The organism is Streptomyces sp. NBC_01352, from assembly GCF_036237295.1.
In the GTDB taxonomy this organism is placed as follows: Bacteria; Actinomycetota; Actinomycetes; order Streptomycetales; family Streptomycetaceae; genus Streptomyces; species Streptomyces plumbiresistens.
Genome location: NZ_CP108354.1, coordinates 8,875,848 through 8,886,781, shown reverse-complemented (window position 1 = coordinate 8,886,781; position 10,934 = coordinate 8,875,848). Strand labels below are relative to the sequence as shown.

Here is a 10,934-nt window from a genome sequence, read left to right as displayed (position 1 = left end):
TCTCAGTCCTTCTTTTTGCGGAGGTCTCGCTTGTCCCGCCGAGAGACCGTGCGGCCCACGATCACGGTACGCCGGGGTGCCTTGGCGGGAACGTCGTCCTTGCGGCCGCCGAGGGCCCGGCGCACGCCGTAGCCGAAGGCGGCGACCTTCACGAGGGGGCCGCCGAAGGTGGAGGCGACGGTCGTCGACAGCGCGGACGCGTTCGACGTGACCTCCTGGACGTCCGACGCGATCGCGTCGACCCGGTCGATCTGGGTCTGTGCGGAGCGCACCGCCGAGGAGGCGTCGGCCAGCAGCGGGACGGCCTGGTCGGTCACGTCCGCCACGAGCTTGGTGGTCGCCCTGAGCGTCTGGGCCAGCCTCGCCAGCGCGACGGCGAGGAAGGAGACCAGAATCGCCCAGAAGACGGCCACCAGGATCCCGGCCACCTCTCCACCGGACACTGTGTGCACCCGCTCCCTGAAACGTGCCTGCATATCGAAAAAGTCGTAGGCCGAGCCTATCGCGCCGGGGGTCTGGCTCCGAACCGGATTACCGCCCGCGCGCACCCGGGTTCGCGCGAAGCGATTGTACGGACTGAACACGGTTCAGTACGCTCCGTGTTCCATGTGCATTCCTCAGCACGGCGACACTTCGGCCAACGGCAACCTGCTCCTGGAGCTCGACGCGTTCGTGGGCCGCACGGGCGAACTGGCCGGGCTGGCGCGGGCGCTCGGCTCCTCGCGGCTCGTGACGGTCACGGGTGTGGGCGGGGTGGGCAAGTCGCGGCTGGCGGCGCACGCGGCCGCGAGGTCCGCCGCGAGCGACGGCGTGTGGCGCGTCGAGCTGGCGCCGGTACGCGATCCGGAGTTCCTCGACCATGCCGTCGTGGACGCGCTCGGGCTGACGGATCACACCGCCCGGCTGCCGCGCGAGATCCTGCTCGGGCATCTCGCCGGGCGCGAACTCCTGCTGGTGCTCGACGGGTTCGAGCACCTCGTGGACGCGTGCGCCGAGCTGGTGACCGAGCTGCTGCGCCGGGCGCCGGGCCTCAGGGTGCTCGCCGTGGGACGCAGACCGCTGGCCGTGGCGGGCGAGCGGGTGTTCACACTGGGGCCGCTCGGCGAGGACGAGGCGGCGCAGCTGTTCCTGGACCGGGCGGACCGGCAGGGGTTCGCGCTGCGGGACGATCCGGACGTACGCGAGCTGTGCCGGCGCCTGGACGGCATCCCGCTGGCGGTCGAGCTGGCCGCGGGACGGCTGGGGGCCCTGTCCCCCGGGCAGCTCCTCGAGCGGCTCGACGACCGGTTCCGGCTGCTCACGGGCGGCGGGCGGGACGCGCTCCCCCGCCATCAGACGCTGCGTACGGCGATCGGCTGGAGCCATGAACTGTGCACGCCCGAGGAGCGGTTGCTGTGGTCACGGCTGTCCGTGTTCGCCGGGCGGTTCGACCTGGAGGCCGCCGAGTACGTGTGCAGCGGGGACGGTCTGCGCTCCGACGACGTCCTGGACGTCCTGACGGAGCTGCTCGCCCAGTGCGTGGTCACCCGCGAGGAGACCGCGACCGGCGTGCGCTACCGCATGCTGGACACAATCCGGGCGTACGGCGCCGACTGGCTGGAGGCGACGGGCGACGACCTGCGGCTGCTGCGGCGGCACCGCGACTGGTACCTGGGCCTGGCCACCTGGTGCGAGCTGGACTGGTTCTCGCCGCGCCAGAACGAGGTGGCGGCGCGGATCGAGGCGGAGCTGCCGAATCTGCGCCGCGCCCTGGAGCACTGCCTGTCCGAGCCGGACGAGGTGCACCTGGGCCAGTACCTGGCGGGCTCGCTGTGGTTCCACTGGGCCGGCTGCGGGCGGCTGTCGGAGGGCCGGCACTGGCTGGAGCGCTGTGTCGGACTGGAGTCGGAGCACGAGCAGCCGCGGCTGAAGGCACTGTGGGTGCTGGGCTATGTGGCGATCCTCCAGGGCGACACGGTGCCCGCGCTGGCGGCGCTCCAGGAGTGCCGCGAGGAGGCGGAACGCACCTCCAACCCCACGGCGGTGGCGTACGCCGAACACCGCGCCGGCTGTCTGGCCCTGGTGAGCGACGACATGGCCCGCGCGGAGACGCTGCTGCGCTCGGCGCTGGCCCGCTACGAGGAGATCGGCGAGCTCAACAGCAGTGTGCTGATGTGCCAGGTCGAGCTGGCGATGACGCGGGCGTTCCAGGGTGATCTGGTGGAGGCGGTGGAGCTGTGCGAGGACGTCCGCCAGGTCTGTGAGGACCACGGCGAGCGCTGGGCCCGCGCGTACGCGCTGTATGTCCTGGCCTACGCGGCCTGGCGCGAGGGCGACCCGGCGCGCGCCCGCGCACTGCTGACGGACTGCCTGTCCGGTGCCCACGCCTTCCACGACCTGCTCGGCTCGGTGCTGACGATCGAGCTGCTTGCCCTGGTCACGGCCACGGAGGGCGACCCGGCGGAGGCCGCCGTACTGCAGGGCGCCGCCGCCGCGATGTGGCCGTCGGTGGGGCTGCCGCTGTTCGGTTCGGCGTACTACAACGCGCCGCACGAGCTGTGCGAGGCGATCGCCCGGGAGCAGCTGGGCGACGTGCGGTACGAGGAGTGCGTACGGCGGGGCGCGCGGCTCGGCCGGGACGCGGCCGTCGTACTGGCGCTGGGCCGCTGCGGGGATCGCGCGCTGGACGCGGTACCGACGCCGCGTGGGCCGGTGCGGTATGCGACGGCGACCCTGGCCCTGGGTATGCAGCAGCCCGCCGCCCCGCCCACCCGGAAGGGCGGGGAGACGGCGGGCTGAGCGGTGGTGCTACGGCCTGCTGGTGATCAGCGGGCGTAGTACTCGACGACGAGCTGCTCGTCGCAGATCACCGGGATCTCCTTGCGGTTCGGCTCGCGGTCCAGGCGGAAGGCCAGGGCGCGGAGGTTCACCTGGAGGTAGCGCGGGGTCTCGCCGTCGGGGGCGAAGCCGCCCTCGCGGGCGATCGAGAACAGGGTCTTCTCGCGGCTGCGCTCGCGGACCATCACGACGTCGTCGGGCTTGACGCGGAAGGAGGGCTTGTCGACCTTCTGGCCGTTGACCTCGATGTGGCCGTGGACGACCATCTGGCGGGCCTGGTAGATCGTGCGGGCGATGCCCGAACGCAGGACCAGCGCGTCGAGACGGCGCTCGAGCTCGATGACCAGGGCCTCACCGGTCTTGCCCTGGGTCTTGGCGGCACGCTCGTAGGCGCGGACGAGCTGGCGCTCGGACACGTCGTACTGCGCGCGCAGACGCTGCTTCTCGAGCAGACGGACCTTGTAGTCCGAGTTCTGCTTGCGGCCACGACCGTGCTCACCCGGCGGGTAGGGACGGGCCTCGAAGTACTTGACGGCCTTCGGGGTCAGCGCGATGCCGAGGGCACGCGACTTCTTGACCTTGGGGCGGGGCTGGTTCGCCACTTCTTTTCCTTTTCCTTTTCGGCTGCCTCAGGGTTACGGGAGGTCGCATCCGCAGCCGGGGAATCCCGACAGGTCCACGAGGGACTTGTCAGGCAGCCGTTCCCCTGTGCTGGGCACATACGTGCAGCACACGAACGGCCCACCGACCGCTCCCGGAGCTCCGGGTGGTGGTGGGCTGCCCGCGACACCTACAACGGTGCGCGACGCTCCTGGATCAACAGATCCGGCTGGATGTCCCGCCTGAGGCGCCGACCGGAGCCGGACACGGGACGCAGCACTTCGGACGAGTCTACAGGCTGCTCAGGACCGCTTGCGACCGAGGTGCTTACGGGTCCACTCCACCGCGTCCGCGTAGCGGGCCTCGGCGCCGTGCCGGGTGGGGGTGTAGTACTCGCGGTCCTGGATCGCGTCCGGGGCGTACTGCTGGGGGGCGATGCCCTCGGGCCGGTCGTGCGGATACACGTACCCCTGCGCGTGGCCGAGCTTGGCGGCGCCCTTGTAGTGCCCGTCGCGCAGATGCGGGGGCACGGGTCCGGCCAGTCCCTTGCGTACGTCGTCCAGGGCGGCGCCGATCGCCGTGGTCGCGGCGTTGGACTTGGGGGCCAGGGCGAGGGCGATGGTGGCGTGGCTGAGGGTGAGGGCGGCCTCGGGGAAGCCGATCATGGCGACGGCCTGGGCGGCGGCGACGGCGATCGGCAGGGCGTTCGGATCGGCGAGGCCGATGTCCTCGCTGGCGGAGATCATCAGGCGGCGGGCGATGAAGCGGGGGTCCTCGCCGGCCTCGATCATGCGGGCCAGGTAGTGCAGGGCCGCGTCGACGTCGGAGCCGCGGATGGACTTGATGAGGGCGCTGGCCACGTCGTAGTGCTGGTCGCCGTCCCGGTCGTACTTCACGGCGGCCCGGTCGACGGTCTCCTCCAGGGTCTGGAGGCCGACCTCCGTCTCGCCCTTGTCGAGCGCGGCCCCGGCGGCGGCCTCCAGGGCGGTCAGGGCGCGGCGCGCGTCGCCGCCGGCGATGCGCAGCAGGTGGTTCTCGGTGTCCTCGGGGAGGGTGACGGCGTCCCCCAGGCCGCGCTCGTCACTCACCGCACGACGGACGAGGCTGCGCAGGTCGTCGTCGGTGAGGGGTTCGAGGGTGAGGAGGAGGGAGCGGGACAGCAGCGGGGAGATGATCGAGAAGTACGGGTTCTCGGTGGTCGCCGCGATCAGGGTCACCCAGCGGTTCTCGACGGCCGGGAGCAGGGAGTCCTGCTGGGCCTTGCTGAAGCGGTGGATCTCGTCGAGGAAGAGGACGGTCTCCTTGCCGTAGCCGCCGGTGGCGCGGCGGGCTCCGTCGATGACCGCGCGGACCTCCTTGACGCCGGCGGTGATCGCGGACAGCTCCACGAAGCGCTTGTTGGTGGCCTTGGAGACGACGTACGCCAGGGTGGTCTTGCCGGTGCCGGGCGGGCCCCAGAGGATCACCGAGGAGGGTCCGGCGGGGCCGCCCGCGCCCTCGCCGACCAGTCTGCGCAGGGGCGAGCCCGCCTTCAGCAGGTGCTGCTGGCCCACGACCTCGTCGAGGGTGCGCGGGCGCATCCGGACCGCCAGGGGGCTGCTGGACGGGTCCTTCTCCTGGCGGTCTTCCGCCGCGGCGGTGAACAGGTCGGGCTCCACGTCCAAAACCCTATGTCACCGCACTGACAATCCCGTCGGGGCCGTCGGACGGCCCGGTGCCCGGGCGGTCAGCTGGTCCAGAAGTCCCACCAGCGGGTCAGGATCAGCATGCCGATGATGCCGATGTGCAGCACCGGCATGACCCAGGTGAACTCGCCGAAGAAGCTCTTCAGCCAGTGCGGGGCGGGCAGGAAGCCGTTACGGATGTTGAACGAGGTCACGTACCAGAACATGATGATCGTCGCGACCCAGGCCAGGCAGCACCACAGGCACAGCGCGTTGATGCGGTACAGGGACTGGAACATCAGCCAGGCGCAGAAGCCGGCGCCGAAGAGGGTGCCGGCGTTGAAGGTGAGCCAGTACCAGCGCGGGAAGCGGGCGCGGCCGAGCAGGCTCATGCCGACGGCGATGACGATGCCGTAGGCGACGAGGCCGAGCATCGGGTTGGGGAAGCCGAAGGCCGAGGCCTGGTCGCTCTCCATGACGCTGCCGCAGGAGACGACGGGGTTCAGACTGCAGCCGGGCGTGAAGCTCTTGCCCTCGACCTTGGCCTCGAGCAGCTTGAACTTGTCGATCGTGATGACCCACGCCGCGAGCAGTCCCGCAGCGCCGGTGATCACCAGCAGCAGGGCGAACGCACGGCTGCCGCCCACCGACCTCGGCGCGACCTCGGCGCGCTCCGGCTCGGGTTCGGTGGAGACGTCCTTGACTGTCGTCTTGCTCATCACGCCGTTCCGTCACTTGAGATTCGGACCTTCCCCGGACAGGGGTCATTGTGCCGTACCGAGGCGCGTGTCCACCGTTCGGTGGACGTAAGGAAGTACGTGCGGTCGTCCCGGAGCGTTCGGTTCCGGACGAGGCTCGGCGGCATGACAACACACGCGAACGGACTCGCGGTGGACGTACGGGGGCTGCGCAAGCAGTACGGCGACGTGACCGCGGTCGACGGCATCGATCTCGGTATCCGCAGGGGTGAGGTGTTCGGCCTGCTGGGGCCCAACGGGGCGGGCAAGAGCACGACGGTGGAGATCCTCCAGGGCAACCGTGACCGGGACGCGGGCGAGGTGTCCGTCCTCGGGTCGGATCCGGCGCACGGCACGCGCGCGTGGCGCTCACGTGTCGGAATCGTCTGGCAGGACGAATCCGCGCCCGCGGAGTTGACGGTCCGCGAGACCGTACGGCACTTCGCCCGCTACTACCCGAGGCCACGGGACCCGGAGGAGGTCATCGGCCTGGTGGGTCTGGAGGCCAAGGCGGGCAGCCGGATCAAGGCGCTGTCCGGTGGGCAGCGCCGACGGCTCGACGTGGCCCTCGGGGTGATCGGCGGTCCCGAACTGCTGCTTCTGGACGAGCCGACGACCGGCTTCGACCCGGCGGCGCGGCGCCAGTTCTGGGACCTGATCCGCAAGCTCTCCGCCGAGGGCACGACCATCGTGCTGACCACGCACTACCTGGAGGAGGCGGAAGCCCTCGCGGACCGGCTGGCGATCATCGCCCAGGGTCAGGTCGTCGCCGAGGGCGAACCGGCCGGCCTGCGGGAGCGGTACGGCACGGGCGCCACCGTCGAGTGGACCGACCCGGACGGCACCCCGCGCGCGGAGCGCACGGACACCCCCACCAGAACGGTCGGCGCCCTCATGAGCCGCTTCGACGGCGAGATCCCGGGGCTGCGGGTGCGCCGCCCCACCCTGGAGGACGTCTACCTCCGGCTGACCGGACAGGAGGACGCGCGATGACCACGACCGCCGTACGAGCGCGGGCGGACGCCCTCGCCGAGAGGCTGCCCGGTGTCTGGGGCATCGGCCTCCAGCGGGGCGCCCTGGAACTGAGGCAGTACTTCCGGCAGCGCGACCAGGTGGTGTTCACCTTCGCCTTCCCGGTGGTGTTCCTCTTCCTCTTCGCGTCGATCTTCCGCGACGACGTGCAGAACGCCGGCATCACCGCCTCGCAGCTGTACGTCCCGGCGATGATGGCCGCCGGCATCATGTCGACGAGTTTCCAGTCCCTCGGCATCTCGATCGCGATCGAACGGGACGAGAAGGTGCTGCGCCGGCTGCGCGGGACGCCGATGCCGCCGGCGTCGTACTTCCTCGGCAAGATCTGGCTGGTTCTGGTCACCGGCCTGCTGGAGACGGCGATCCTGCTGCTCGTCGGCACCGCCTTCTACGACATCGACCTGCCCTCGGACGCGGGCCGGTGGTTCGACTTCGCCTGGATCTTCGTGCTCGGGCTGACGGCGTGCGCGCTGCTCGGCATCGCGATCAGCTCGGTCCCGAAGACCGGCAAGAGCGCGACCTCCGTGGTCGTACTCCCGTTCCTGGTGTTGCAGTTCATCTCCGGGGTGTACATCGCGATCGACACCATCCCGGACTGGATGCTGAACATCGGGGCGCTGTTCCCGCTGAAGTGGATGTGCCAGGGCCTGCGCGGAGTGTTCCTGCCGGAGTCGGCGCAGGTTCTGGAACAGGCCGGAGACTGGGAGTTCGGGCGGATCGCCCTGGTGCTGGGGGCGTGGTGCGTCGGAGGATTGCTGCTGTGTCTGCTGACCTTCCGATGGAAGAACCGGCGCGACGGGTGACCCTTGCCGACGAGGTCGTCGGCGCCTACACCTGGGCGCGGTCGTTCCGGATCTGGGACATCTACTTCGCGCTCATCTGGCTGGCCACCCTGGTGTTCGTGCTCGGCGCGGGGACCCCGGGGTGGCCGGTCCGCATCACCGCGGCCGCGCTGCTGGTCCCCCTGATCCCCCTGTTCGTGTGGGTGGGCAGGCCCATCCTGCGGGGCGATCCGCCCGAGGAGCGGCAGGCCCTCGGCTACCTCCTGGCGGCGATGACGCTGTTCCTGCCGTCGGCGATCCTGGTGGGCGAGACCCGGCTGATGACCTTCGCGCTGGTGCCCCAGTGCTTCATGTCGTTGCGGATGCGGCAGGCGCTGGTGGCGGTGGCCGTCATCAACCTCGCGCCCGTCGCCGGCTGGGCCCTGCTGTGGTGGCCGAGTGACCAGCAGGTCTTCTTCAACGGGCTGTTCGCCGTGGTCACCCTCGTCTTCTCGCTGGCCGTCGGCACCTGGATCATCCGGATCATCGAGCAGAGCCAGGAGCGGGCCGAACTGATCGCGAAGCTGGACTCGAGCCGTCACGAGATCTCCCGGCTGTCGGCCGCGCACGGCGCCCTGGCCGAGCGGGACCGGATGGCGCGGGAGATCCACGACACGCTCGCGCAGGGCTTCACCAGTCTGCTGATGCTGGTCCAGGCCGTCGAGGCGGAGCTCGACCACGACGTGGCCCAGGCCCGCCGGCATCTGGCGCTGATGGACGAGACGGCCCGGCTGAACCTCGCCGAGGCCCGCGCCCTGGTCGCCGGGGGCGCGCCCGCCGACCTGGCCGGCGCCTCCCTGCCGGACGCACTGCGCAGACTGGCCGCCCGCCACGAGGCGACGCTGGAGGTGACCGGCCCCGTACGTGCCCTCCCCGCCGGCCCCGAGGTCGTCGCCCTGCGCGCCTGCCAGGAGGCACTGGCCAACGCCCGCAAGCATGCGGGGAGTTCGGCCGCGGTCACCGTGAGGGTGGCGTACGCCGACGACTCGCTCACCGTCTCCGTACGGGACGACGGCTGCGGCTTCGAACCGACCGCCGTCGACACCGCCGCCGGCGGCTACGGCCTGACGGGGCTGCGGGCCCGGGCCACCGAGGTGGGCGGAACGGCCCAGGTGCGCAGCGCCCCCGGCGACGGCACGGCCGTGACCGTCCGCCTGCCCCTACCGTCCCCGAGGAGTTCATCGTGATCCGGATCATCCTGGCCGACGACCATCCCGTCGTACGGGAGGGACTGCGGGCGATGCTCAGCGCGGAACCGGACCTGGAGGTGATCGCCGACGCGTCCAGCGGGCCGCAGGCGGAGGCGTTGGCCGCCGAGTTGCGGCCCGACATCGTGCTGATGGACCTGCGGATGCCCGGCGGCGGGGGCGTCGACTCGATCGTGCGGATGAGCGAGGCCGGACTGCCCTGCCGGGTGATCGTCCTGACGACCTACGAGACGGACCGGGACATCCTGCGGGCGGTGGAGGCCGGGGCGGCGGGCTACCTGCTGAAGGATCTGCCACGGGGAGAACTCGCGGAGTCGGTACGGGCCGCCGCTCGCGGCGAGACAGTGCTGGCGCCGTCGGTGGCGGCACGGCTGGTGGACCAGCTGCGGACGAAGCCGGATCGACCGCGGTTGTCGGAACGGGAGACGGCGGTGCTGCGGCTGGTGGCGGAGGGCTGCACGAACGCCGAGATCGGCCGCCGGCTGTTCATCGGTGAGTCGACGGTCAAGACCCACCTGCTGCGGGCTTTCGGGAAGCTGGGGGTGGACGACAGGACAGCTGCGGTGACGAGCGCGATGCGGCACGGCTTGCTGGACTGAGGGCTCCTGGCCTATGCCCACCCACCACCCGACTCGGTCGGCTCAAAAGGGCCGCCCCTTCAGCCCGTCCGGCGTTTGAGGACGAGGCCCTTCGGGCCGAAGCGGGGGTCTGGGGGCGGCAGCCCCCAGGGACGGGACGGGAAGGGGCGGCGGGGGCGAAGAAACACCCCGCCCACCCCTCCCCCCCCTCAGCCCAGCCTCGACTCCAGTTCCGCCACGATCTCGTTGACCCCGACCGCCGTCTGCTCCCCGGACTCCATGTCCTTGAGCTGGACGACACCCTCGGCGAGGTCACGCTCACCGGCGACGATCGTGTAACGGGCGCCACTGCGGTTGGCGTTCTTCATCGCGCCCTTCAGCCCCTTGACGCCGTAGGAGAAGTCGGTCGCGATACCCACCTTGCGCAGCTCGGTGACCTTGGCGAACAGCACCCGTCGGGCATCCTCGCCGAGCGGAACCGCGAACACGCTGGTGGCGGAAGGGAGTTCGAGCTCGACGCCCTCCGCCTCCAACGCCAGCACCGTACGGTCCACGCCCAGCGCCCAGCCGACGGACGGCAGCGCGGGACCGCCGATCATCTCGGACAGACCGTCGTAGCGGCCGCCGCCGCCCACCGCGGACTGGGAACCCAGGCCGTCGTGGACGAACTCGAAGGTGGTGCGGGTGTAGTAGTCCAGGCCGCGCACCAGCTTCGGGTCGTCCTCGAAGGAGACGCCCGCCGCGGTGATCAGCTCACGCACCTCCTCGTGGTACGCCTTGCAGGCGTCGCAGAGGTAGTCGCGCAGCAGCGGGGCGTCGGTCAGCTGCTTCTGGACGTCGGGACGCTTGTCGTCGAGGACGCGCAGCGGGTTGATGTCCGCGCGACGCAGGGTGTCCTCGTCGAGGTCCAGGCCGCGCAGGAAGTCCTGCAGGGCGGCCCGGTACACCGGACGGCACTCCTTGTCGCCCAGGCTGTTCAGCAGGATCCGGAAGTTCCTGAGCCCCAGCGAGCGGTACGCCTGGTCCGCCAGGATGATCAGCTCGGCGTCCAGCGCCGGGTCCTCCGCACCGATCGCCTCGGCACCGACCTGGGAGAAGTGGCGGTAACGGCCCTTCTGGGGGCGCTCGTAGCGGTAGTACGAGCCGGAGTACCAGAGCTTGACGGGGAGGTTGCCCGTCTTGTGGAGGTTGGCCTCAAGGGCGGCGCGCAGGACGGACGCCGTGCCCTCGGGGCGCAGGGCGAGCTGGTCGCCACCCTTGGTCTCGAAGGCGTACATCTCCTTCGTCACGATGTCGGTCGACTCACCGACACCGCGCGCGAACAGTTCGACGTTCTCGAAGCCGGGCGTCTCGATGTAGCCGTAGCCGGAGGTGCGCAGAGGCGCGGCGATCGCCTCGCGGACGGCCAGGAACCTGGCGCTGTCCGGCGGGATCAGGTCGTACGTGCCCTTGGGGGCCTTGAAGATGCTCACGAAAG

Annotated in this window: 10 protein-coding genes; 5 read left to right on the top strand and 5 right to left on the bottom strand. The window is 70.9% G+C overall.

All coding sequences use genetic code 11. The features are described from left to right. Positions 1 to 2 precede the first annotated feature (2 nt). Positions 3 to 452: a DUF948 domain-containing protein gene (locus OG252_RS40825; RefSeq protein WP_266443005.1), complete on the bottom strand. Its 450-nt coding sequence runs from the start codon at positions 450 to 452 to the stop codon at positions 3 to 5. A 154-nt stretch (positions 453 to 606) separates the two neighbouring features. Between OG252_RS40825 and OG252_RS40820 the strand changes: the two genes are divergently transcribed. Next, positions 607 to 2,778 carry an ATP-binding protein gene (locus OG252_RS40820; protein WP_329342493.1) on the top strand — a complete coding sequence of 724 codons (2,172 nt, stop codon included), beginning with the start codon at positions 607 to 609 and terminating at the stop codon, positions 2,776 to 2,778. Between the two features lie 26 nt (positions 2,779 to 2,804). Here the strand turns inward: OG252_RS40820 and rpsD are convergent, their stop codons facing one another. The 3 genes from rpsD to OG252_RS40805 all read right to left on the bottom strand — a co-directional run bounded on the left by rpsD (position 2,805) and on the right by OG252_RS40805 (position 5,800). After that, complete coding sequence (rpsD, locus tag OG252_RS40815; RefSeq protein ID WP_067428966.1) at positions 2,805 to 3,419, bottom strand: 30S ribosomal protein S4; 615 nt, start codon at positions 3,417 to 3,419, stop codon at positions 2,805 to 2,807. 300 nt (positions 3,420 to 3,719) lie between these two features. Beyond that, positions 3,720 to 5,075: a replication-associated recombination protein A gene (locus tag OG252_RS40810; protein WP_329342490.1), complete on the bottom strand. Its 1,356-nt coding sequence runs from the start codon at positions 5,073 to 5,075 to the stop codon at positions 3,720 to 3,722. A 68-nt stretch (positions 5,076 to 5,143) separates the two neighbouring features. After that, the gene (locus OG252_RS40805) at positions 5,144 to 5,800 is read right to left on the bottom strand and encodes a vitamin K epoxide reductase family protein (RefSeq protein ID WP_266442994.1); all 657 of its coding nucleotides are present in this window, start codon (positions 5,798 to 5,800) and stop codon (positions 5,144 to 5,146) included. A 144-nt stretch (positions 5,801 to 5,944) separates the two neighbouring features. On the opposite strand from OG252_RS40805, the gene OG252_RS40800 reads away from it, so the two are divergent. The 4 genes from OG252_RS40800 to OG252_RS40785 are packed head-to-tail and all read left to right on the top strand — an operon-like array spanning position 5,945 to position 9,478. Further along, entirely contained in the window at positions 5,945 to 6,811 is an 867-nt protein-coding gene (locus OG252_RS40800; RefSeq protein ID WP_329342487.1) for an ABC transporter ATP-binding protein, read from the top strand. Next, on the top strand, positions 6,808 to 7,653 hold the full coding sequence (locus OG252_RS40795) for an ABC transporter permease (protein WP_329342485.1): 846 nt from the start codon (positions 6,808 to 6,810) through the stop codon (positions 7,651 to 7,653). The genes OG252_RS40800 and OG252_RS40795 overlap by 4 nt, the downstream gene beginning before the upstream one ends. Then, entirely contained in the window at positions 7,629 to 8,858 is a 1,230-nt protein-coding gene (locus tag OG252_RS40790) for a sensor histidine kinase (protein ID WP_329345323.1), read from the top strand. Before OG252_RS40795 ends, OG252_RS40790 begins: the two co-directional genes overlap by 25 nt. Further along, positions 8,855 to 9,478, top strand: coding sequence for a response regulator (locus OG252_RS40785; protein WP_266442985.1), 624 nt, complete (start codon positions 8,855 to 8,857; stop codon positions 9,476 to 9,478). The genes OG252_RS40790 and OG252_RS40785 overlap by 4 nt, the downstream gene beginning before the upstream one ends. A 188-nt stretch (positions 9,479 to 9,666) precedes the next feature. Here OG252_RS40785 and hisS read toward each other — a convergent pair whose 3' ends face one another. Continuing rightward, positions 9,667 to 10,929, bottom strand: coding sequence for a histidine--tRNA ligase (gene hisS / locus OG252_RS40780; protein WP_329342482.1), 1,263 nt, complete (start codon positions 10,927 to 10,929; stop codon positions 9,667 to 9,669). Positions 10,930 to 10,934: the final 5 nt, after the last annotated feature.

Excerpts from the sequence above, each read along its gene's own strand:
- OG252_RS40820 (WP_329342493.1), top strand. The coding sequence starts at position 607 with ATGTGCATTCCTCAGCACGGCGACACTTCGGCCAACGGCAACCTGCTC.
- OG252_RS40805 (WP_266442994.1), bottom strand. The coding sequence starts at position 5,800 with ATGAGCAAGACGACAGTCAAGGACGTCTCCACCGAACCCGAGCCGGAG.
- OG252_RS40800 (WP_329342487.1), top strand. The coding sequence starts at position 5,945 with ATGACAACACACGCGAACGGACTCGCGGTGGACGTACGGGGGCTGCGC.
- OG252_RS40795 (WP_329342485.1), top strand. The coding sequence starts at position 6,808 with ATGACCACGACCGCCGTACGAGCGCGGGCGGACGCCCTCGCCGAGAGG.
- OG252_RS40790 (WP_329345323.1), top strand. The coding sequence starts at position 7,629 with ATGGAAGAACCGGCGCGACGGGTGACCCTTGCCGACGAGGTCGTCGGC.